At 74.5% G+C, this 21,772-nt stretch carries 21 protein-coding genes, 2 tRNA genes and 1 riboswitch; of the genes, 12 read left to right on the plus strand and 11 right to left on the minus strand.

What is annotated here, in order from left to right; genetic code table 11:
* Nucleotides 1–78: 78 nt before the first annotated feature.
* Nucleotides 79–1,776 carry a phosphoenolpyruvate--protein phosphotransferase gene (gene ptsP / locus AAEM63_RS04665; protein ID WP_341360480.1) on the minus strand — a complete coding sequence of 566 codons (1,698 nt, stop codon included), beginning with the start codon at nt 1,774–1,776 and terminating at the stop codon, nt 79–81.
* A gap of 126 nt (nt 1,777–1,902) precedes the next feature.
* Here ptsP and AAEM63_RS04670 point away from each other — a divergent pair, with 126 nt between their 5' ends.
* The 3 genes from AAEM63_RS04670 (at nt 1,903) to AAEM63_RS04680 (ending at nt 4,752) form a co-directional block, all read left to right on the plus strand.
* Nucleotides 1,903–2,133, plus strand: a complete 231-nt coding sequence (locus AAEM63_RS04670; protein WP_341360481.1) for a glucose PTS transporter subunit EIIB — start codon at nt 1,903–1,905, stop codon at nt 2,131–2,133.
* A 100-nt stretch (nt 2,134–2,233) separates the two neighbouring features.
* Complete coding sequence (gene malQ, locus AAEM63_RS04675; RefSeq protein ID WP_341360482.1) at nt 2,234–4,384, plus strand: 4-alpha-glucanotransferase; 2,151 nt, start codon at nt 2,234–2,236, stop codon at nt 4,382–4,384.
* A gap of 137 nt (nt 4,385–4,521) precedes the next feature.
* Nucleotides 4,522–4,752 carry a PTS glucose/sucrose transporter subunit IIB gene (locus tag AAEM63_RS04680; protein WP_123917497.1) on the plus strand — a complete coding sequence of 77 codons (231 nt, stop codon included), beginning with the start codon at nt 4,522–4,524 and terminating at the stop codon, nt 4,750–4,752.
* 95 nt (nt 4,753–4,847) lie between these two features.
* Here AAEM63_RS04680 and pepN read toward each other — a convergent pair whose 3' ends face one another.
* A complete protein-coding gene (gene pepN, locus AAEM63_RS04685; RefSeq protein WP_341360483.1) occupies nt 4,848–7,424 on the minus strand; it encodes an aminopeptidase N in 2,577 nt (858 codons plus the stop codon).
* Nucleotides 7,425–7,615: 191 nt separating this feature from the next.
* Here pepN and AAEM63_RS04690 point away from each other — a divergent pair, with 191 nt between their 5' ends.
* Together AAEM63_RS04690 and AAEM63_RS04695 are read left to right on the plus strand one after the other, a co-directional pair.
* Nucleotides 7,616–8,212: a disulfide bond formation protein DsbA gene (locus AAEM63_RS04690; protein WP_341360484.1), complete on the plus strand. Its 597-nt coding sequence runs from the start codon at nt 7,616–7,618 to the stop codon at nt 8,210–8,212.
* A 108-nt stretch (nt 8,213–8,320) separates the two neighbouring features.
* A complete protein-coding gene (locus AAEM63_RS04695) occupies nt 8,321–8,905 on the plus strand; it encodes a hypothetical protein (protein WP_341360485.1) in 585 nt (194 codons plus the stop codon).
* Between the two features lie 252 nt (nt 8,906–9,157).
* Here AAEM63_RS04695 and AAEM63_RS04700 read toward each other — a convergent pair whose 3' ends face one another.
* Nucleotides 9,158–11,164 (minus strand): M13-type metalloendopeptidase, encoded by a 2,007-nt coding sequence (locus tag AAEM63_RS04700; RefSeq protein ID WP_341360486.1) that lies wholly within the window; start codon nt 11,162–11,164, stop codon nt 9,158–9,160.
* Nucleotides 11,165–11,224: 60 nt separating this feature from the next.
* On the opposite strand from AAEM63_RS04700, the gene AAEM63_RS04705 reads away from it, so the two are divergent.
* Nucleotides 11,225–11,680: a ribose-5-phosphate isomerase gene (locus AAEM63_RS04705; protein ID WP_341360487.1), complete on the plus strand. Its 456-nt coding sequence runs from the start codon at nt 11,225–11,227 to the stop codon at nt 11,678–11,680.
* 21 nt (nt 11,681–11,701) lie between these two features.
* On the opposite strand, the gene AAEM63_RS04710 is transcribed toward AAEM63_RS04705, so the two are convergent.
* Nucleotides 11,702–13,033: a GNAT family N-acetyltransferase gene (locus AAEM63_RS04710; RefSeq protein ID WP_341360488.1), complete on the minus strand. Its 1,332-nt coding sequence runs from the start codon at nt 13,031–13,033 to the stop codon at nt 11,702–11,704.
* A gap of 109 nt (nt 13,034–13,142) precedes the next feature.
* Nucleotides 13,143–13,844: a hypothetical protein gene (locus tag AAEM63_RS04715; RefSeq protein WP_341360489.1), complete on the minus strand. Its 702-nt coding sequence runs from the start codon at nt 13,842–13,844 to the stop codon at nt 13,143–13,145.
* 21 nt (nt 13,845–13,865) lie between these two features.
* On the opposite strand from AAEM63_RS04715, the gene AAEM63_RS04720 reads away from it, so the two are divergent.
* Entirely contained in the window at nt 13,866–14,228 is a 363-nt protein-coding gene (locus tag AAEM63_RS04720; RefSeq protein WP_341360490.1) for an MGMT family protein, read from the plus strand.
* Nucleotides 14,221–15,240 carry a zinc finger domain-containing protein gene (locus tag AAEM63_RS04725; RefSeq protein WP_341360491.1) on the plus strand — a complete coding sequence of 340 codons (1,020 nt, stop codon included), beginning with the start codon at nt 14,221–14,223 and terminating at the stop codon, nt 15,238–15,240. Before AAEM63_RS04720 ends, AAEM63_RS04725 begins: the two co-directional genes overlap by 8 nt.
* 67 nt (nt 15,241–15,307) lie before the next feature.
* On the opposite strand, the gene epsC is transcribed toward AAEM63_RS04725, so the two are convergent.
* From epsC to AAEM63_RS04740, 3 genes are all read right to left on the minus strand, one after another.
* The gene (gene epsC, locus AAEM63_RS04730; protein WP_341360492.1) at nt 15,308–15,880 is read right to left on the minus strand and encodes a serine O-acetyltransferase EpsC; all 573 of its coding nucleotides are present in this window, start codon (nt 15,878–15,880) and stop codon (nt 15,308–15,310) included.
* Between the two features lie 16 nt (nt 15,881–15,896).
* Entirely contained in the window at nt 15,897–16,832 is a 936-nt protein-coding gene (cysK, locus tag AAEM63_RS04735) for a cysteine synthase A (RefSeq protein WP_341360493.1), read from the minus strand.
* Nucleotides 16,833–17,162: 330 nt separating this feature from the next.
* A complete protein-coding gene (locus AAEM63_RS04740; RefSeq protein ID WP_341360494.1) occupies nt 17,163–17,792 on the minus strand; it encodes a YigZ family protein in 630 nt (209 codons plus the stop codon).
* Between the two features lie 81 nt (nt 17,793–17,873).
* Here AAEM63_RS04740 and AAEM63_RS04745 point away from each other — a divergent pair, with 81 nt between their 5' ends.
* Complete coding sequence (locus tag AAEM63_RS04745) at nt 17,874–18,125, plus strand: type B 50S ribosomal protein L31 (RefSeq protein ID WP_341360495.1); 252 nt, start codon at nt 17,874–17,876, stop codon at nt 18,123–18,125.
* A 138-nt stretch (nt 18,126–18,263) separates the two neighbouring features.
* Complete coding sequence (gene rpmF / locus AAEM63_RS04750) at nt 18,264–18,431, plus strand: 50S ribosomal protein L32 (RefSeq protein WP_341360496.1); 168 nt, start codon at nt 18,264–18,266, stop codon at nt 18,429–18,431.
* A 104-nt stretch (nt 18,432–18,535) separates the two neighbouring features.
* Here rpmF and AAEM63_RS04755 read toward each other — a convergent pair whose 3' ends face one another.
* Nucleotides 18,536–18,850 (minus strand): SMR family transporter, encoded by a 315-nt coding sequence (locus AAEM63_RS04755; RefSeq protein WP_341360497.1) that lies wholly within the window; start codon nt 18,848–18,850, stop codon nt 18,536–18,538.
* A 13-nt stretch (nt 18,851–18,863) separates the two neighbouring features.
* Nucleotides 18,864–18,925, minus strand: a riboswitch (guanidine-III (ykkC-III) riboswitch).
* Between the two features lie 35 nt (nt 18,926–18,960).
* A tRNA-Gly gene (locus AAEM63_RS04760) sits at nt 18,961–19,034 on the minus strand.
* Nucleotides 19,035–19,175: 141 nt separating this feature from the next.
* Here AAEM63_RS04760 and AAEM63_RS04765 point away from each other — a divergent pair.
* A tRNA-Pro gene (locus AAEM63_RS04765) sits at nt 19,176–19,249 on the plus strand.
* Between the two features lie 103 nt (nt 19,250–19,352).
* Here AAEM63_RS04765 and AAEM63_RS04770 read toward each other — a convergent pair.
* Complete coding sequence (locus AAEM63_RS04770) at nt 19,353–20,351, minus strand: LacI family DNA-binding transcriptional regulator (protein ID WP_341360498.1); 999 nt, start codon at nt 20,349–20,351, stop codon at nt 19,353–19,355.
* A 112-nt stretch (nt 20,352–20,463) separates the two neighbouring features.
* Between AAEM63_RS04770 and AAEM63_RS04775 the strand changes: the two genes are divergently transcribed.
* Nucleotides 20,464–21,771, plus strand: a complete 1,308-nt coding sequence (locus AAEM63_RS04775; RefSeq protein ID WP_341360499.1) for an extracellular solute-binding protein — start codon at nt 20,464–20,466, stop codon at nt 21,769–21,771.
* The last annotated feature ends 1 nt before the right edge of the window (nt 21,772 follow it).

The raw sequence follows: 21,772 nt of genomic DNA on the forward strand, positions 1-21,772 counted from the left end.
CACGGCTCCCATTCTCCCAGGTGCGCGGCGGCCGCTCGTCCGTTGGTCCGCCCGTCCGCCGTCCGCCGGTCTGCCGGTCTACAGCGCCAGCTCGGCCAGGACCGGCAGGCCCGCCCGCACCCGGGCGCGGCCCTCCTCCGCGGACTCGGCGTCCACGGCGGCGCGGGCCAGCTCGCGGCAGCGCTGCAGGTCCGTGGCCGCCAGGACGGCAGCGACGTCGGGGATGGCCCGGGGGGTCATGGACAGGGTCGCGACGCCCAGGCCCACGAGGACGACGGCGAGGGCGGGGTCCGCGGCGGCCTCCCCGCACACGCCCACCGGCCGGGACTGCTGCGCACCGCCCCGGCAGGTCTCCTCCACCAGTCGCAGGACCGCCGGCTGCCAGGAGTCGGAGAGGTCGGCGAGGGGGCCCAGGAGCCGGTCCGCCGCCATGACGTACTGGGTGAGGTCGTTGGTCCCGACGGAGGCGAAGTGGGCCCGGGCGAGGATCGGCCCGGCCAGCAGGGCGGCGGCGGGCACCTCGACCATGACCCCCGACCGGTCGAGGCCGTGGGCGGCGCACGCGGCCACGAAGCTCTCGGCCTCGGCCACCGTCGCCACCATGGGCGCCATCACCCAGACCTGCGCCTCCTCCGCCGCCGCGGCGGCCGCGATCGCCTCGAGCTGGTGGTCGAGGACGGCGGGGGAGCGGCGGGCGGTGCGCAGGCCGCGCACCCCGAGTGCGGGGTTCGCCTCGGCGGTGTCGGTGAGGAAAGGCAGCGGCTTGTCCGCGCCGGCGTCGAGCGTCCGCACGACCACCTTCCGGCCGGGGAAGTGGGCCAGCACCTCGCGGTAGGCGGCGGTCTGGTCGGCGACCGAGGGCTCCTCGGCGCGGTCGAGGAAGCAGAACTCCGTCCGGAAGAGGCCGATCCCCTCCGCGCCGGCGGCGGCCGCGGCCTCCGCCCCGCGGGCGTCGCCCACGTTGGCCAGGAGCGCCACCTCGTGCCCGTCGGCCGTGCGACCGCGGCCGTCGAAGCTGCGCCGGCGTCCCGCCGCGACGGCGGCCCGCGCGAGGTCGTCGGCGTCCGGGTCCAGCCGCACGGTCCCGGCCCCGCCGTCGACGAGGACGGCCCGGCCCTCCGGCAGGGCGTCGAGCGCACCGGCCAGGGCCACGACCGCGGGGATGCCCAGGGAGCGGGCGAGGATGGCGGTGTGGGACGTCGGGCCGCCCTCGGCGGTGACGATCGCCCGCACCCGCGCGGGGTCGAGGAGGGCGGTGTCGGCGGGCGCGAGGTCCTGCGCGACGAGGACGAACGGCTCGGCCCGGGTGGGGACGCCCGGCAGCGCCGTGCCGGTCAGGACGGCGACGATCCGGTTGCGCACGTCGGTGACGTCCTGGGCGCGCTCGGCCATGTACCCGCCCAGGGCGCGCAGCTGCTCGGCGACGGTCCCGGCCGCCTCCCACACGCCGCGGGCGGCGGTGAGCCGGTCCGCCCGGACCCGGCGGGCGGCGGTCTTGACGAGGCTCGGGTCCCGCGCCATCTGCGCGGTGGTCTCGAGCAGCTCGCGGGCCTGCCCCTCGACGGTGGTTGCCGCGGTCTCGAGCCCGGCGGCGACCTCCTCGGCGGCGGCGCGGACCCGCGCGGCCTCGGCGTCGACGTCCGCCCCCGGGGGCAGGGTCTCGCGAGACGGCTCCACGGGCGCCGCACCGAGCCGCGCCACGGGCCCGGCGGCAAGGCCCGGACTGACGCCGACGCCCCGGAGGTCGCGGGCCCGCAGGCCCGGCTGGTCGTTCATGGCGCTCCTCCCTCGTCGGCGACCATCATGCCGCCTCTGCCGCAGGGTCGCCCGGCGCAGGTAGGCTCTCCCCGGACCGAGACCCCGGTCACACCTGACGACCGACGACGCCCGGAGGCACCGACGATGACCAAGGCCGAAGACATCCTCACCGCGCTGGGAGGTGCCGGGAACGTCGTCGACGTCGAGCCGTGCATCACCCGCCTGCGGGTGGAGGTCCGCGACCCGGCGGCGGTGGGGGAGCGCGACCTCAAGGCCACGGGCGCGTTCGGCGTGGTCCGCTCCGGCCGCATCGTCCAGATCGTCGTCGGTCCCGAGGCGGACGACCTGGCCGAGGCGATCGGCGCCATGCTCTGAGCCGGTCGCCGGTGCGCCCCGGCGGGCGCGGGCGGCAGCCTCTGGCAGGATCGTCTCGCGACGAGGGCGACCGACCGCCCCTCGCGACGTGAGGAGCGAGATGACAGACCCGGCCGCCGCCGAGGCCCCCGGACCGTCCCTGCACCGGCTGGCCGACGCCCTGGGCGTCGCCACGGACTTCTGGGACTTCACGGGACACCACCGGACCGTCGGTGCACCGACCATCCGTGCGGTGCTCGCCGCGCTCGGCGTCGACGCCGCGACCGAGGAGGCCGCGGAGGCGGCGCTGGCGGAGATCGACGTCGCCCCGTGGCGGGCCACCCTCCCGCCGTCCGTCGTCGTGCGGGCCGGGCGTGAGCACGACCTGGCCGTCCACGTCCCCGACGGCACCGCCGTGCGGGTGCACGTCGCGGTGGAGGACGGCCGCCGCTGGGAGCTCACCCAGCGCGAGGTGTGGACCGCCCCGCGGGACGTCGACGGCGTGCGCACCGGCCGGGCGACGTTCGTCCTGCCCGCGGACCTTCCGCTGGGCTGGCACGAGCTGGTCGCCGACGTCGAGGGCGGCAGCCGGGCGACGGCGCCGCTCGCCGTCACCCCCGCCGCCCTCGAGGCCCCCACCCTGGCCACCGACCGCGGCTGGGGGGTCATGGCGCAGCTGTACTCCGTGCGCTCGGCCACCTCGTGGGGGGTGGGGGACCTCGCCGACCTCGCCGAGCTGACCGCGTTCTTCGGTGACGTCGGCGCGGACTTCCTCCTCATCAACCCCCTCCACGCGGCGGAGACCACCGGGCACATGACGCCCTCGCCGTACCTGCCGGTCAGCCGCCGGTTCTTCAACCCTCTGTACATCCGTCCCGAGGACATCCCCGAGACCGCCTACCTCACCGGGCCCCAGCGGGCCCTGGTGGAGTGGGCCGCGCAGGAGGTCCGCCCCGCGAACACGACCAACGAGCCGCTCGACCGCGACGCCTCGTGGGCGGCGAAGCTGCGGGCGCTCGAGGTCGTCCACGCGGCGGGCCGGTCCCGGTCGCGCCAGCGCTCCCTCGACCGGTTCCGCGCCGAGGAGGGGCAGGGCCTGGAGGACTTCGCCCTGTGGTGCGCGCTGCAGGAGAAGTACGCGGGCCGGCCGTGGCCCGAGGAGCTCGCGGACGCGCGCTCGCCCTTCGCCGCCCGGGAGCGTCGCGAGCTCGCCGACCGCGTGGACTTCCACGTTTGGCTGCAGTGGGTCGCGGACTCCCAGCTCGCCCACGCCCAGCGGGTCGCCAAGGAGTCCGGGATGGGCCTGGGCGTCATGCACGACCTCGCCGTGGGCGTCCACCCCGACGGCGCCGACTCGTGGTCCCAGCGCGAGGCCTTCGCCCTCGGGATCGGTGTGGGCGCGCCCCCGGACATGTACAACCAGCAGGGCCAGAACTGGCACCAGCCGCCCTGGCGGCCCGACGCCCTGGCCCGCACGGCCTACGCCCCGCTGCGGGAGATGGCCCGCACGGTGCTGCGCCACGCCGGGGCGGTGCGGGTCGACCACATCCTCGGCCTGTTCCGGCTGTGGTGGATCCCCGACGGCATGGGCGCCGGCGAGGGCACCTACGTCCGCTACGACCACGAGGCGATGGTCGGGGTGCTCCTGCTCGAGGCCCACCGCGCCGGCGCGGTCGTCATCGGTGAGGACCTCGGGACGGTCGAGCCGTGGGTCCGCGGCTACCTCGCCGAGCGCGGGGTGCTGGGCACGTCCGTGCTGTGGTTCGAGAAGGACGCCGCCGGCTGGCCCCTCGAGCCGGGCGACTACCGCGAGCTCGTCCTGGCCACGGTCGACACCCACGACCTGCCCCCGGTGGCCGGCTACCTCGCCGAGGAGCACGTGGACCTGCGCGAGCGCCTCGGGCTGCTCACCACCCCGGTGGAGGAGGTGCGGGCCGAGGCCCGGCTCGAGCGCGAGCGGATGGTCGCGCGGCTGCGCGAGCACGGGCTGGTCGACGAGAACCCCACCGAGCGCGAGCTCGTCGAGGCTCTGCACGCCTACGTCGTGCGCACCCCGGCGGTCCTCGTGGGCGTCTCCCTCACCGACGCCGTCGGCGAGCGGCGTGCGCAGAACCAGCCCGGGACGGACACCGAGTACCCGAACTGGAAGGTCCCGCTCGCCGACGGCGCGGAGCGCGTCGTCATGGTCGAGGACCTGCCGGGGTCGGCCCGCCTGCTCTCCCTCGTGGCCGCGGTGCGCGCCGCCATGGGCGACGACGACCGGTTGGCCTGACCGGCGCGGCGGGTCGCGGTTGACACGCCCCCGCGCGCAGGGTGTCATCAGCATGACGGGCCGCACGGCCCGGCACGGCGCGCACGGCCGCACGGATGTTCCCGTCGCCCGCCGGCAGTGACGACAGGAGCGAAAAGATGAGCCAGGCCGAGCAGATCCTCGCGGCACTCGGCGGGGACGCGAACGTCCTCGACCTCGAGGCGTGCATCACCCGCCTCCGCGTGGAGGTGGAGGACCCGTCCAAGGTGGACGAGGCGGCCCTCAAGGCCGCGGGCGCCTTCGGCGTCGTGCAGCAGGGTGCCGCCGTGCAGGTCGTGGTGGGCCCGCAGGCGGACACCATCGCCGAGGACATCGAGGACCTCCGCTAGGACGCCCGACCCCGCCGCGCCCGGCGCGGCGGAGGGGTCGCGGTGCCCGGACCGGCCGGCGGGACGTCCCGCCGGCCGGTTCTCCGCGCGCCCGCTCAGGCGGTCGAGGCCACCCCGGCGTCCGCGGCCTGCGCCCGCACCGCACGGCGGGCGGCGTCGAGGTTCTCCACCACCAGGCGGCGCAGCGCCGGGGGCGCTGCAGGGTGGTCGGCCAGCCACTGCTCGGTGAGCGCGACGACGTCGACGCCGTGCTCGCCGGCGAGCCCGGCGAGCTTGTGCGGGTACAGGCCGATGACGATGTTCTGCGCCATCTCGTTGGTGCGCTCGCGCCACACCGTCTCCAGGGCGCCGAAGTACCGCCCGGCGAACGGCACGAGCAGCCCCCGGTCGTGGACCTGGGAGAACCCGCCGATGACGTTGGACTGCACCGCGTTCGGCAGCGCGTCGGAGTCGACGACGTCGGCCCAGGCGGCTGCCTTGTTCTCGGCGGTGGGGATCGCCGCCCGGGCCCGCGCCGCCTGCTGGTGCCCGGTGGCCGTGGCGTCCCGGCCGAGCTCGGCCTCGATGCGCGCGGCGTCGGCGCGCCCGCCCGCGACCAGGCCCTGCAGGAGGGTCCAGCGCAGGTCGGTGTCGACCTCGAGGCCGTCGAGGTCCACGGTCCCGTCGAGAAGGCCGGCGAGGACGTCGAGCTGCTCCGCGGTCACGGCGTGCTGGGCGAGCGCCCGGACCAGCTGGAGCTGGGTGTCGGACCCCCCGCGCGAGCTGCGGGCCAGCGCGAGGAGACGGTCCGCGACACGCGCGGCCAGGTCGGTGCGCGTCCCCGGTGCCGAGTACGAGCCCACCGCGGTCGCGAGCTGGCGGAGCAGCACCTGGACCACGGAGGAGTCCGACTCGCCGGGGATCGCGGCGAGCACGAGCTCGGTGAACTCCCGGGCCGGCCACTCGCCGTCACGGGTGGTGTCCCAGGCCGAGGCGAGCACCAGCGCGCGCGGCAGGGAGTGGGTGAAGCCGCCCAGGTTCGCCCGCGCCGTCGCCAGGGAGGCCTCGTCCAGGCGGACCTTGGCGTAGGCGAGGTCCTCGTCGTTGACCAGGACGAGGTCCGGCCGGCGCTCGCCGACCAGCTCGGGCACCTCGGTCCGGGGGCCGTCCACGTCCAGCTCGACGCGCAGGCGCCGCTCGAGCCGGTCCCCGACGACGTCGTAGCCGCCGACGACCAGCCGGTGCGGGCGCAGCGTCGGGTGCTCGGCGGGCGCCTCCTGGAGCACCGCGAAGGAGGTGACGGTCCCCTCGCCGTCGACCTCGATCTCCGGGCGCAGCAGGGTCACGCCGGCCTGCTCGAGCCATACCTGCGACCACGCCGCCAGGTCGCGGCCGGAGGTGGTCTCCAGCTCGGTGAGGAGGTCGGTGAGCTCGGTGTTGGCGAAGGCGTGCTTGGCGAAGTAGCGCTGCAGGCCCGCGAGGAACGCCTCGCTGCCGACCCACGCGACGAGCTGCTTGAGGACCGAGGCGCCCTTGGCGTACGTGATGCCGTCGAAGTTGACCTCGACGTCCTCGAGGTCGTTGATGGGCGCCACGATGGGGTGGGTCGAGGGCAGCTGGTCCTGGTTGTAGGCCCAGGACTTCTCCAGGGAGGAGAAGGTGGTCCACGCGCTCGTCCAGCGGGTCGCCTCGGCGGTGGCCAGGTGGGAGGCGTACTCCGCGAAGGACTCGTTCAGCCACAGGTCGTTCCACCAGCGCATGGTCACGAGGTCGCCGAACCACATGTGGGCGAGCTCGTGGAGGATCGTCACGGCCCGGCGCTCGACGGTGGCCTCGGGCACCTTGGAGCGGAAGACGTAGTTCTCGAGGAACGTCACCGCGCCCGCGTTCTCCATGGCGCCGGCGTTGAACTCGGGCACGAAGAGCTGGTCGTACTTGGCGAAGGGGTAGGGCCGGTCGAACGCCACCTCGTAGAAGGCGAACCCGGCCCGCGTGATGTCCATGATCTCCTCGGCGTCGACGTACCGGGCCAGGGAGGCGCGGGCGTAGACCCCCAGGGGGATGGTGCGGCCGTCGGTGGAGACCAGCTCGCCGGTGAAGCGCGAGTACGGCCCGGCGATGATCGCCGTCAGGTAGGAGGAGATGACGTCCGTCGGCGCGAAGCGCCACGTGGCCACGTCCTCACCGGCCGGCTCGGGGTCGGGGGTCGGGCTGTTGGACACCACGGTCCAGTGCTCGGGGGCCGTGACCGTGAAGGTGAACGTGGCCTTGAGGTCGGGCTGCTCGAACACGGCGAACACGCGGCGGGAGTCGGCCACCTCGAACTGGGTGTAGAGGTAGACCTCCTCGTCCACCGGGTCGACGAAGCGGTGCAGACCCTCACCGGTGTTCATGTAGCGGCACGTGGCGACGACGACGAGCTCGTTGTCCGCGGCGAGGTCGGTGAGGGCGATCCGCGAGTCGGCGAAGGCGGAGGTGGCCACGGCGGCGCCGTTGAGGGTGATCTCCTCGACCGACTCGGCGATGAGGTCCACGAACGTGCTCGCGCCCTCGCGGGCGGCGAACCGGATCGTCGTCGTCGAGCCGAACACGCGCTCGCCCCGGGTCAGGTCCAGCGCGACGTCGTACGTGGACGTCGTCACGGTCCCGGCCCGCTCCTGGGCCTCGGCGCGGGTGAGGTTCTCTCCGGGCATGGGTCTCCTTCGTCCGGGCCGCCGTGGCGCCCCACTCCCGGCGCGCCATGACGCGCACCGCCGGCGCCGTGCGCGCCGACGACGATCCTGCCACCCGGGGGCCGTCCGGGCCGAGCCCAATACCGCCCGGCACGCGGACCGGCGCGTGGACCGACGTGCGGGCCCTGGGCGGCGTCACGCAGGATGGTCCCATGACGGACACCCACCGCGCCGACTTCTGGTTCGACCCCTTGTGCCCCTGGGCCTGGATGACCTCCCGCTGGATGGGCGAGGTGGAGAGGGTGCGCGACGTCGAGGTGAGCTGGCACGTGATGAGCCTGGCGGTCCTCAACGACGACCCCGACGACGGTGAGGCCGGCGGCCGGTGGGGGCCGGTGCGCGTGGTCAACGCCGCCCGTGAGCTCCACGGACCGGGGGTCGTCAAGCCGCTCTACGACGCGCTCGGCACCCGTATCCACCCCGGCGGCCGCGGCGGGGAGCCGGGCGCCGTCATCGACGAGGCGCTCGCCGAGGTCGGGCTGCCCGCCGAGCTGGCGCGGTACGCCACCTCGGACGAGCACGACGACGCGCTGCGCGCCTCGCACCAGCGGGCGATGGACCTTGTCGGCACCGACGTCGGGACTCCCGTCGTCGCCGTCGACGGCGTCGCCTTCTTCGGTCCGGTCGTCACGCCGGCCCCGCGCGGTGAGGCGGCCGGACGGCTGTGGGACGGCGCCGTGCTGGTGGCCGGGACGCCCGGCTTCTACGAGCTCAAGCGCAGCCGCACCAGCGGCCCGGTCTTCGACTGACGGCGGCCGCTCGCCCGTCGGCGGCCCCGGTCCTCGGGCGGGACCGGGGCGCGTCAGGACCGATGGCGTAGCGTGACCTCCCGGCAAACCCGGGAACGAGGAGGGCAGATGGCACAGGCAGGCGCGCGCAGGCTCAGCGGCGGCGAGATCGCGGTGGTGGTCGTGTCCCTGCTCCTCGTCGCTGCCTTCGTCGTCATGCTGGCGGTGCGGCTGTCGACGGCTGACGACGCCGGGGCCGCCGGGGCCGGCAGCGGGTCGACACCCACCGGGACCTCCGCCCCGGGCGGCACGCCCGAGGCGAGCACGGAGCCCCCGGCCGGTGAGGACCTCTCCGGCGTCGAGTTCGACTTCGTCAGTCCCAGCGGCAACATCGCCTGCGACATCGACGGCGAGCGCGCCCTGTGCGGCATCGCCGCGTTCGACTACGCCGAGGAGATCCCGGAGGCCGAGACCCGTGCCTGCGAGGGGACCGTGGGGCACTACCTGCAGGTGACGGCGGAGGGCGCCTCCCTCGTCTGTGACACCTCCGGGCAGGCGCCCGCCGTCTCCGCCGGCACCGCGGTGCTCGACTACGGGCAGACCGAGAGCGTGGACGGCTTCACGTGCCAGTCGAGCGAGACCGGCATGACCTGCACGCACGACGAGTCGGGATACTCCTTCTCCGTGCGCCGCGCCGGCTACACCCTCTCCTGACGACGGACGCCGCCCGAGGGTCACGACACGTCACGCTCAGTGGCCGCCGGGTGAGCGCGTGGCTTCGGGGTGAGCGCGTGGCTTGCGGGTGAGCGCGCGGCTTCGGGGTGAGCGCGCGGCTTCGGGGTGAGTGCGTGGCTTCGGGGTGAGCGCGCGGACCCGGACGCACTCGCTCACCCCGAAGCCTCGACCTCGGCGCACCGGGCTCGTGCCCCCCGATGCCACCGTGCGACGCCGAGGCGTCGCGGCCGGTCACCAGATCCGCACGCGCTCCTCCGGCGGCAGGTACAGGGCGTCCCCGGGCCGGACGTCGAAGGCCTCGTGGAAGGCGTCCATGTTCCGCACCACCCCGTTGCAGCGGAACTCCGCGGGGGAGTGCGGGTCGATGGTCAGCAGGCGCACGACCTCCGCGTCCCGGCTCTTCTCGCGCCAGATCCGCGCCCACGACGCGAAGAGGCGCTGCAGGCCCGAGAGACCCTCGACCACGGGCGCGGCGTCGATGCCGGGCAGCCCCTGACGGCGCAGGGCGATCTCGTACGCCTTGAGCGCGATCGACAGGCCGCCGAGGTCGCCGATGTTCTCGCCGATCGTCAGGGCACCGTTCACGTGGTGGGACCCGTCCAGCTGGGCCGGTGAGAACGCGTCGTACTGGGCGATGAGCGCCTTGGTCCGGGACTCGAACTCGCGCCGGTCGTCCTCGGTCCACCAGTCCGTGAGCCGGCCGGTGCCGTCGTACTTCGACCCCTGGTCGTCGAAGCCGTGCCCGATCTCGTGGCCGATGACGGCGCCGATCCCGCCGTAGTTCCAGGCGTCGTCGGCGTCGGGGTCGAAGAACGGCGGCTGGAGGATCGCGGCGGGGAAGACGATCTCGTTCATCGTCGGGTTGTAGTAGGCGTTGACCATCTGCGGCGGCATGAACCACTCGTCGCGGTCCATCGGCCTGCCCAGCTTGGCCAGGTCGCGGCGCTCCTCGAAGACGTTGGCCGCGCGGACGTTGCCGAGCAGGTCGGTCGGGTCGACCTCCAGCGCGGAGTAGTCGCGCCACTTGTCCGGGTAGCCGATCTTCGGGGTGAAGGCCTCGAGCTTGGCCAGCGCCCGCCGGCGGGTCTCCTCGCCCATCCACTCCAGCGAGGCGATCGACTCGCGGTACGCCTCGACGAGGTCGGCCACGAGGGTCTGCATGGCGGCCTTGTGCGCGGGCGGGAAGTGCCGGGCCACGTAGAGCTCACCGACGGCCTCGCCGAGGGCGCCCTCGACCAGCGCGACCCCGCGCTTCCAGCGCTCGCGCAGCTCCTCGGCCCCGGTGAGGGTGCGGCCGTAGAAGTCGAAGTTCTCGTCCACCACGTCCGCGGGGAGGTACGGCGCCCGCGCGTGGACGACGTGCCACATCAGCCACATCCGCAGCGAGTCGACGTCGGTCTCGGCCCACGAGCGTGCGAAGTGGGTGATGTAGGAGGGCATGGCCACGATGAGCTGGTCGAACGCGCCCTCGGGGACCCCCAGCGCGGCCCGCCACAGCGACCAGTCGAAGCCGGGCGCGCTCGCGACCGTCTCCTCCCAGGTCATGGGGTTGTTGAGCTGGTCGGCCTCGCGGGAGCGGACCTTGTCCCAGTGGCCGGCAGCCAGGGTGGTCTCGACCTTCATGACACGCTCGGCGGCCCCCATCGCCTCGTCCTCGGTCACCAGACCGGTCAGGGCGAGCATCGCCGCCACGTGCGCGACGTAGGCGGTGCGCGTGGCCGCGTGGACGTCCTCGCGGTAGTAGGACTCGTCCGGCAGTCCCAGACCGGACTGCCAGAGGTAGACGGTGTACCGCTCGGGGTCGTTGAGGTCGGTGTCCACCTGGTAGGCGACGGCGCCGCCGACGCCGGTGGGCTGCAGGGCGCCCATCGCGCGGGTGAGGGCCTCGTGGTCGCGGGCGGCGGTGAGCGCCTCGAGGTCGGCCCGCAGGGGGGCGGTGCCCAGGGCCTCGACCCGCTCGGTGGCCATGAAGGACGCGTAGACGTCGCCGATCTTCCGGGCGTTCTCCGGGTTGCCCTCGGTGCCCCGGCCGGCCGCCGCGTCGTCGATGATGGCTCGCACCCGCTCCTCGGAGAGGTCGCGCAGGGCGGTGAAGGATCCGTCGCGCGCGCGGTCGGCGGGGATGACGTGCTCGCGCAGGAACGTGCCGTTGAACCGGCGGAAGAGGTCGTCCTGGGGACGGACGCCGTCGTCCATGGCCTCGGCGTCGCTCATCGGTGCGGTGTTCGTGGTGGTCATGCTCCGACACTACGGGGCGAGGGTGCGGGACCGCTCCCGCGCACCGGGCACAATGTCCCCATGCGCATCCACATCGCCGCTGACCACGCCGGGTTCGAGCTCAAGGCGGTGCTCGTCGAGCACCTGCGGGGAGCGGGGCACGTGGTCGTCGACCACGGTGCCGCGACCTACGACGCCGAGGACGACTACACCTCCTTCTGCTTCGCCGCCGGGGAGGCCGTCGCCAGCGAGACCGGCTCCCTGGGCATCGTGCTCGGCGGCTCCGGCAACGGTGAGCAGATCGCCGCGAACAAGGTGCCCGGCATCCGCGCCGCGCTCGCGTGGAACACCGACACGGCGCGGCTCGCCCGCGCCCACAACGACGCCAACGTCCTGGCGATCGGGGCGCGCCAGCACTCCCTCGACGACGCCGTGGGGCTGGTCGAGACGTTCGTCGCCGAGCCGTTCTCCGGGGAGCCGCGCCACCAGCGCCGCATCGACATGCTCACCGCGTACGAGGCGCTGCGCAGCCAGTAGCCCGGCCGAGCCCCGAGCGCCTCAGAACCCCCACCCGTTCGCAGGCGCGACCGGCCAGCCGAACGCGGTCGCGGCCGGCGCGAGCGCGGCGCCGTCGAGGACCTGCACCCGCCCGGCGGCGGCGAGCGCCGCCAGGGACGTCCCACCGAGGTAGGCCGAGCCGAGGTCGGCGACGTCCAGGGACAGGTGGGCCGGGGCCGTCGTGGCGGCGACCTCGGCGCCCGCCGTCCCGCCGCGCAGGTGCCAGTGGCCGGCGTTCGCCGGGACGAGGTCGTCACGGACCTCGAGGACGACGTCGACGTCGGCCGCGTACGCGCGCCCGGCCAGGGCCCGGGGGACGTCGAGCAGACGCACCCACAGGTCGTCGCTGAGGCGGACGGAGGCGCCGCGCAGGTCCGCGAGGAGGTGCAGGAGGGGGTCGTCCAGGGGGAGCTGGGCGGTCTCGACCTTCGCCATGAGGTCGAGGTCGGTCAGAGCCCCCCACAGCGCCCGCGCGGCCGGGGCGTCGAGCGCGGCGGACTCGCGGACCTTCACGGTCCCCTCGGGCACCCCCGCGTCGGACCACTTGCCCTTGCGGCGGAAGATCGCGTAGGCGCGCGGCTCACCCGCGGGGGTGCGCACCACCGCCACCCGCAGGCCCTCCATCTCCTTCCGCGCGGTGGGCCAGTCCACGAGCTGGGCCGCGCGCAGGGCGTCGGTGTCGCGGCTGATCCACCCCGGCCGCACGACGGCCGTGTGGACCTGCTCGATCACCGCGCCGTGGCGGGCGGGGTCGAGGCGGTCGAGCTCGACGACGAGGTCCGCGGCGCCGGGCACCTCGCGCAGGTCCGCGCCGCGGCCCACGGTCAGGGTGGCCGTCTGGCTCGCCACCCCGTAGCCGTAGCGGCCGTAGATGCCGGTCTCGGCGGCGTACAGGACCGACAGCGCCTCCCCGCGCCCGACCGTGCGGGCCAGGTGCGCGGTGAGCATGGCTCGGGCCAGCCCCCGGCGCCGGTGGCCGGGGTGCACCGCCACCCACGTCAGGCCCGCGGCGGGCAGGCGCGCCCCGCCGGGCACGGGCACGGCGAAGGCGTACGAGGAGTGGACGGCGGCCAGGCGGGCCTCCGCGCCCCGCTCGTCCCAGACCCCGACGGTCCGGCCGGGCTCGAGGTCCCACACCGCCACCGCCTCGTCCTCGGGCGCCATCTCGAAGGCGAAGCCCCAGCGGTCGACGTCGATGATCTGCGCACGGTGCGCGACGTCGTCGAGCTCGGCGAGCCGGTACCCGGCCGGCACGGCGGTGGTGCGGACCGCGGTGGTGGTGGCGTCGGCTGGGGTGGTGGCGTCGGCCGTGGTGGTGGCGTTGTCGATCACGCCGAGAAGCATGTCAGGGCAACCCGGGACGGGGCGAGGACATTTCGGTGGCGCCTCGCGTCGGACGCCGGACGCCTCGCGCACGACGCCGGCCGCCGCGCGGACCGGGTCAGGGCCGTTCGAGCGACCGGCGGGCAGCGAGGGCGACGACGGCGGGCGCCAGGGGCACGAGGACGACCACCGCCGGGGCCACCACGCCGAGCAGCCACGTGGCCGCCCCGACGAGGACACCCTGGGCGGCCCAGCGGGCGGAGGTCGGGTCGTGGCTCCCGCGGTCGGCGACCGCGCCGGCGCGGGCCCGCTCGCCGGCGTCGCCCGCGGTGAGCAGCAGCCGGTTCCGGGACCGGACCCGCGCGGCCTCCGCCAGCGCCGTGACCAGCAGCCACGTGGTGGCGGCCACGAGCGCCACCGCCCAGCCCGGTCCGGTGACCGCGGCGACCACGAGGGCGACGAGCGGGGTCAGGGCCGCCGTCGTGAGGGAGGCGCCCAGGACGGCGACCGAGCCGGACGTGCGCCGCCGCGCCGAGCCCGCGACGACGACGCCCACGCAGGCGACGGCGACGTACCCGGCCAGGGTCAGCCCCGCGGCGCCTGCCGCCAGTCCCGGCCCCGCGACGAGGGCGGCCAGGACCACGGCGGCCGCCGTGAGGGCCCCCGCGACGGCGACCATCGTCACCGCCCGGCGCCGCGCCGCGCGGCGGGCGCCGTCGATGACGGCGGGCACGTCGAGGTGCTCGTGGGGGACGGAGGTGTCGCAGTGGTGGCAGGCGTCGGAGGCGGGTCCGGGCCCGGCGGTGGCGTGGGTGCTCATCTCGCTTGCGATCATAGGCGGGTGCAACCCGAACGGACGGAGCTGACCGAGCTCGTGCTCGACGTCGTCGACCAGGTCCCCACCGGCCGTGCCACCACCTACGGCCACGTGGCCGAGGCGGTTCGCGCGCGGACGGGGCACGGGCACGCCCGGCACGTGGGCCAGGTCATGGCCACGTGGGGCGCGGAGGTGCCGTGGTGGCGGGTGGTGCGCGCCGACGGCACCCTGCCGCGCCAGCTGCGCTCCGGGGCGCTGGAGCACTACCGCGAGGAGGGCACACCGCTGACCCCGCACGTGCCGGTCCGCGTCAACCTCGACCGGGCGCTGTGGGACCCCGCCGACGCGTGGGTCCCGCCGGCCGGGGTGGGGGAGCACCGTGCCTGAGGGGCACACCGTCCACCGGCTCGCGCACGCCTTCGCCGAGCTGTTCGGCGGGCACCGCCTGGCCGTCAGCTCGCCGCAGGGCCGCTTCACCGACGGCGCCGCGCTCCTGGACGGCCGCGCGCTCGTGGGCACCGAGGCCCACGGGAAGCAGCTCTTCCTCGCCTTCGCCGGGCCCGACCGGCACGCCTTCGCCGGGCCCGACCGGCACCGGCCGGCAGCCCTGGGGACCGCGGACGGCAGCGACACGGCCACCGTCGAGGCCGAGCCCCGGTGGCTCCGCGTGCACCTGGGCCTGTACGGGTCGTGGACCTTCGACGGCGACGAGTCCTTCCGCGCGCCCCACGCCATCGGCGCCCCGCGCCGGCGGGTGGCCGAGGAGGAGGTGGCGGTGCGCCAGGCCGGTGTGCCCGTCGCCGGCGACTGGTCACCGCCCGCCCCGCGCGGGGCGGTGCGGGTGCGCCTGCTCGGCGAGCACGGGGTCGCCGACCTCACCGGCCCGACCGCCTGCGAGGTGGTCACCGCGCAGGAGAAGGCGGCCGTCCAGGGGCGGCTCGGGCCCGACCCGCTGCGGAGCGACGGCGACCCCGAGGCGTTCGTCCGTGCCGTCCGCACCACCCGTCGCCCGGTCGGGGAGCTGCTCATGGACCAGGCGGTCCTGGCGGGTGTGGGGAACATCTACCGCGCCGAGGCGCTCTACCGGGCGCGTCTGCACCCCCGCCGGGCCGGCCGGGACGTCCCCGCCGCCCGCCTGCGGGCGATGTGGGCGGACCTGCGCGAGCTCATGGCGGACGGCGTGGCGACCGGCCGGATCGTCACCACCCGGCCCGAGCACCGGAACCACCTCGGCGAGGCGGGCGACGTCGCCCTCGTCCCCGACGACGACGACCGCTGGTACGTCTACCACCGCTCGGGCCGGCCGTGCCTGGTCTGCGGTACGAAGGTGAGCGAGGCCGAGATGGCCGGGCGGCGGGTCTTCTGGTGCCCCCGCTGCCAGCGGGCGCCGCGCGCCTGACCTCCCCGCACGGACGACCCGACAGCGGACCGGGGCGTACCGGCGGCCGGTTCGGGGACCAGGCGGCTCAGATGTAGATCGCGGGCTCCGACCACGGGTCGAGCAGGGCGCCCGGCGGGGCCGGCTGGGCCCGGGCGGGAACGCCCACGGCGACGGCACCGGCCGGGACGTCCTTGACCACCACGGCGTTCGCGCCGACCCGCGCGTCGGACCCGACCCGGATGGGCCCGAGGACCTTGGCGCCGGCGCCGATGAGCACCCGGTCGCCGATCGTCGGGTGGCGCTTGCCCCGGCTCATCGAGACCCCGCCGAGGGTGGTGCCGTGGAAGAGGACGACGTCCTCGCCGACCTCGGCCGTCTCGCCGATGACCACGCCCATGCCGTGGTCGATGAAGAGCCGGCGGCCCAGGACCGCCCCGGGGTGGATCTCGATCCCCGTGGCGGCCCTGAGCACCTGCGAGAGCAGGCGGGCCGGCAGCTTCAGCAGCGGGCTGGCGTGCCACATCCGGTGCGCCAGCCGGTGACCCCACAGTGCGTGCACGCCGGGGTAGGCCAGCGCGACCTCGACCAGGGTGCGCGCCGCCGGGTCCCGGCGGCGCGCGGCCTGGAGGTCCTCCAGCAGCAGCTGGCGGAACGGCACGTGGGAGTCGTGCAACTCAGTCCACCAGTCCCTCGAAGAGGATGGTGGAGAGGTAGCGCTCGCCGAAGGAGGGGATGATGACGACGATCGTCTTCCCCGCCATCTCGGGCCGCTGGGCGACCTGGACCGCGGCGGCCAGGGCCGCGCCGGAGGACAGGCCCACGAGCAGCCCCTCCTCGGTGGCGGCGCGCCGCGCCCACGCCACGGACGTCGCGGCGTCGACGTCGATGACCTCGTCGTAGACCTCGGTGTCGAGGATCTCGGGGACGAAGTTCGCGCCGATGCCCTGGATCTTGTGCGGTCCGGGCTTGCCGCCGTTGAGGATGGGCGACTCCGCCGGCTCGACGGCGATGATCCGCACCTCGGGCTTGCGCTCCTTGAGCACCTGCCCGACACCGGTGATCGTCCCGCCGGTGCCGATGCCGGCGACGACGGCGTCGACCTCGCCGTCGGTGTCGGCCCAGATCTCCTCGGCGGTGGTGCGCCGGTGGATGGCCGGGTTGGCCTCGTTGGCGAACTGCCGGGCCAGGACCGCGCTCTCACGCTCGGCGGCGATCGCCTCGGCCCGCTCGACGGCGCCCCTCATGCCCGTGGACGGGTCGGTCAGGACGAGCTCGGCGCCGAAGGCGCGCAGGAGTGCACGGCGCTCCTTGCTCATCGACTCGGGCATCGTCAGGACGACCTTGTAGCCGCGCGCCGCGCCCACCATCGCCAGCGCGATGCCGGTGTTGCCCGACGTCGCCTCGACGATCGTGCCGCCCGGGGGCAGCTCGCCCGACGCCTCGGCGGCGTCGACGATCGCGACGCCGATGCGGTCCTTGACCGAGTTGGCCGGGTTGTAGAACTCGAGCTTGGCGAGCACGGTGGCGCCCGCGCCGTCCGTGATCTTGTTCAGGCGCACCAGGGGGGTGCGGCCGATGAGCTGGGTGACGTCGTCGTAGATGGTTGCCATGGTCCTCTTCCTCGGGGGTGGGTGGCCTGGGCGGCCGGGGCGCGTTGCGTCGGTGCCGCCGGGCGGCGGCGGTGTGAGGAGCGCCTGGCATGCGGTCAGGGGCCGCACGCTTGAGCCGGGCGCTCTACCGACAACGGCAGGACCGGACCGTCGAGGGCCGGTCGACGAGCGTCGTGCTCATGGCGGCATCCTTCCGACGGAGCGGCGGCGCCCACGGGCGCCGGTGCCGGGACCGGCACCTTGAAGTGTCAACAACACTAGTGCCTCGGCCGCTCCAGCCGCACCCCCTCCCAGATGGCGGCCGGCGCTCCCGGGCGGAGGCCTCGGTCGTCACAGCGGGCGCTCGACCGCCGTCGCGCCCACCAGGACCGGACGCGCCGCACCGGCGGTGAGGGCGGCCAGGCGGGTGGTGAGGGCGGCGCCGTCGACCACCGCCAGGGTCAGGCGGACGCCGTCGGGCTCGTAGGCCACGAGCTCGACCCGGACGTCGTGGTCGTGCAGGTCCGCCTCGACCCGGCCCGCGTCGGCGTGGGGGAGGGCCACCTCCCACAGCTCGTGCTCGACCACGGTCACGACGGACGCTGCGTCCAGCGCCGCCCGGACCGCGTCGCCGTAGGCCCGCACCAGCCCGCCGGTCCCCAGCTTCACCCCGCCGAAGTACCGCACGACGACGGCGGCCACGTCACGCAGTCCGGAGACCCGCAGCGCCTCGAGCACGGGCATCCCGGCGGTGCCGGCAGGCTCACCGTCGTCGCTGGAGCGCTCGACGGCGCTGGTGCCGGGCAGGTCGAGGATGAAGGCGGAGCAGTGGTGCCGGGCGTCGGGGTGGCGGGTGCGCAGCTCGGCGACCAGCGCCCGGGCGGCCTCCTCGCTGTCGACGCGGCGCAGCGTGGTGAGGAACCGTGAGCGCCGGACCTCGATCTCGGCGACGGCGTCGCCCGCCAGCCTGAGGTCGCTCATGGCACGAGTATCCCGCGACGGGAATGCGTGGGCCGGTGGGCGTGTTCGCGTCTCAGTGAGAACAGTTCTCAGGAGGTTGAGATGAAGCAGACCGTCCACCCCGACTACCACGCCGTCGTCTTCCAGGACGCCTCGGCGGACTTCCGGTTCCTCACCCGGTCCACGCTCACCTCGAGCCGGACGATCGAGTGGGAGGACGGGCAGACCTACCCGGTGGTCGACGTCGAGATCTCCTCGGCGTCGCACCCCTTCTACACCGGACGCTCCCGCGTCATGGACACGGCGGGCCGGGTGGAGCAGTTCCGTCGCCGGTACGGTGACCGGGTCCGCTGACCGTCGCGGCGCGTTCCGGGCTGTGCGCGGCCCATCTCACACCTGGGGTAGGCTGTCCCGGTTGGCCTGACGGAGCCCTCTCGTGGGAGGGTGTACGTCGGCAGGATCCCCCTCAACGACGGAAGGAGCGGCAAGGGCATGGCAGTTCCCAAGCGCAAGATGTCCCGCAGCAACACCCGCTCTCGCCGGTCCCAGTGGAAGGCCGAGCTCACCGAGCTCGTCGCCGTCCGCGTCCAGGGCCGCGAGCTCAAGGTGCCGCGGCGGCTGGCCAAGGCTTACCAGAAGGGTCTGATCGCCGCGGAGTGACGCGACGACCTTCCCTGCACGCAGGTCCCCACACCCTCGGGTGCGGGGACCTTCGTCGTTCTTGCGCCGGCCGGCCCGGCCCGGTGGCGCTGGGCGAGGCGGGTTCAGTGGAGCAGCTTGAGCCCGACCACGCAGCCGACGATGCCGCCCAGGAGCAGGATCTTCGCGAGCGAGGCCGCCTCCTCGCCGGTGAGCATCGCGTACGCCACGGTGAGCACGGCGCCGATGCCGACCCAGACGGCGTAGGCGGTCCCGACCGGGATCGAGCGCATCGCGTACGCGAGCCCGGCCATGCTCAGGCCGAGAGCGAGGAAGAACGTCACGGTCGGGGCGAGGCGGGTCATCCCCTCGGAGCGGCCGAGGGCGGTGGCCCAGACGGCCTCGAGGACGCCGGACAGGACGAGCACGAGCCAGGACATGACGGTTCTCCCTCATGGCCGTCTTGTCGCTCGCCGGGTACGGCTCCCTCGTCCGGTGCCCCGATGGGGGTCGGCGTCCGGCGCCACCCCGGAGGGGGAGCCGCCTGACGTGGAGCGGGTGACCGGGATCGAACCGGCACCATCTGCTTGGAAGGCAGAGGCTCTACCATTGAGCTACACCCGCGGGCCTGAGCCGCACGAGGAGTCTACCCGGACCCCGCCGTCGGCTCGAACCGCGTGGTGCGACGGCCCGGTCAGGTTGGTCACAGGGGCCGGTCGCGGTGGCCGAGCCCCTAGACTGCACCTTCGCACCCGCGAGGTGCGACGGGATGTGGCGCAGCTTGGTAGCGCGTCCGCTTTGGGAGCGGAAGGTCGTCGGTTCGAATCCGTCCATCCCGACGGTTGCCGGCCACGCGGTGCGGGGCGCACGGGTTGAGCTCCGGACCTGGGCTCACCGAGGGCGAGTTCGTCGCCCGCGAGGTCCCCGCGCGCCGGTGAGGTCTCAGAGCCGCCGGGTGGAACCGCGCACGACGAGCTCGGTGGGCAGCTGGACGTGGGCGTCGCGCTCCTTGCCGTCGAGCAGGTCGATGAGCAGGCCCAGCGCGGCCCGCCCCATCGCCTGCATCGGCTGGTTGACCGTGGTCAGCGGTGGCTGCGCCAGCGCCGACTCGGGCACGTTGTCGAAGCCGACCACCGAGACGTCGCCGGGCACCGAGAGCCCGAGCCCACCCGCGACCTCCATCGTCCGGATGGCCGAGAGGTCGTTCGCCGCGAAGATCGCCGACGGGCGCCGCGTCAGGGTGAGCAGCCCCCGGGCCGGCTGCTCGGCGTCGTCCGCCCGGTACCCGCCCACCCGGATGAGCTCGGGGTCGACGTCGAGCCCCGCGCGCTCGAGAGCCGTGCGGTAGCCCGCCTCCCGCAGCCGTGAGGACTCCAGGTCCGGCCGGCCGGCGAGGTGCCCGATGCGCGTGTGTCCCAGGGCGATGAGGTGCTCGGTGGCGCTCAGGGCGCCGGAGAAGTTGTCCGCGTCCACCGTGGGGAAGCCGGAGGGCCCGGTGTGCGGGTCGATCGCCACGACCGGGATGCCGTACTCGGCGTCGACGACGGTGGGCGTGACGAGGATGGCACCGTCGATGAGGGTGCCGCTGAGCCGGGAGAGGTAGCGCCGCTCCCACCCGGCGTGGCCGCCGGCCCGGCCGCCGCCGGAGTAGGCGAGGAGCTCGTACCCGGTGCCCTGGACGGCGCTCGAGACGCCCTTGAGGAGCTCGGTGGAGTAGGGCTCGAACTCGGCCACGAGGATGCCGATGACGTTGGTGCGCAGGCTGCGCAGGCTCCGGGCGACCAGGCTCGACTCGTAGCCCAGGTCGTCGATGACCCGCTGGACGCGCTGGGAGGTGGCCGCGGCGACGCCGTAGCGGCCGTTGATGACCTTCGAGACGGTCGCGACGGAGACGCCGGCTGTCCGGGCGACGTCGCCGATGGTGGTCCTGGGCCGCTGCACCCCTCCAGCGTACCCGTGTCGAAAACGTTATCGATACCGATTGACATTAGTTCGTCCATGCGGCAAAACTGTGTCCCGACCGTTAGTCAACGAAGACCGAGGGGATCGACCCATGAGGATCGTCCGAGCAGCCGGGACAGCCGTCGCGCTGACCCTGAGCGTTGCCATGCTGGCCGCGTGCGGCGGCACCGATGCCGAGAACGGCGCCGGCGGGGGTGAGGCCGGCGCGGACGGCGACGTCACGCTGACCTGGTGGCACAACTCCAACAGCGAGCCCGGCAAGGGCTACTACGAGCAGGTCGCCGCCGACTTCGAGGCGGCGAACGAGGGGGTGACGATCGAGATCAGCGCCCTCGCCCACGAGGACATGCTCACCCGCCTGGACGCCGCGTTCCAGACCGGTGACGCGCCCGACGTCTTCATGGAGCGCGGTGGCGGCGAGCTCGCCGCCCACGTCGAGGCCGGGCTGGTCAAGGACCTCACCGACGTCGCGGCCGACACGATCGACACGCTCGGCGGTTCCGTCGCCGGCTGGCAGGTGGACGGCCAGACCTACGCGCTGCCGTTCTCGGTCGGCGTCGTGGGCTTCTGGTACAACGAGGCCCTCTTCGAGCAGGCCGGCATCACCGAGGCGCCCGAGACGATGGAGGACCTCTACGCCGCCGTCGACGCGCTCAAGGCCGAGGGCATCGAGCCCATCTCCGTCGGTGCCGGCGACAAGTGGCCCGCGGCGCACTACTGGTACTACCTCGCCCTGCGCGAGTGCAGCGAGGACGTCCTCTCCGACGCCGTGACCTCGCTCGACTTCTCCGACCAGTGCTTCGTCAAGGCCGGCGAGGACCTCGTCGAGCTCATCGGCGCCGAGCCCTTCAACTCCGGCTTCCTCGCCACCCCGGCCCAGACGGGGCCGACGAGCGCCTCGGGCCTGCTCGCCACCGAGAAGGTCGCCATGGAGCTAGCCGGTCACTGGGAGCCCGGCGTCATGCAGGGCCTCACCGAGGACAACCAGGGACTGGGCGAGAACACCGGCTGGTTCCCCTTCCCGTCCGTCGAGGGCGGCGAGGGTGACCCCGAGGCCGCCCTCGGTGGTGGCGACGCGTGGGCGTGCTCGCAGGACGCCCCGGACGTGTGCGTCGACTTCGTCGAGTACCTGCTGAGCGACGAGGTCCAGACCGGTTTCGCCGAGAACGACATGGGCCTGCCGACCAACCCCGCGGCCACCGGCTCGGTGTCCGACCCGGTCCTGGCCGACCTCCTGAAGTTCCGTGACGAGGCGCCCTACGTCCAGCTCTACTTCGACACCGCCTTCGGCGAGAACGTCGGCGGCGCCATGAACGACGAGATCGCCCTGGTCTTCGCGGGCGAGTCCTCGCCGCAGGGCATCGTCGACGCGACCCAGGCCGCAGCCGACCTCGGATGAC

Origin of the sequence: Georgenia sp. M64 (assembly GCF_038049925.1) — a bacterium.
In the GTDB taxonomy this organism is placed as follows: Bacteria; Actinomycetota; Actinomycetes; order Actinomycetales; family Actinomycetaceae; genus Georgenia.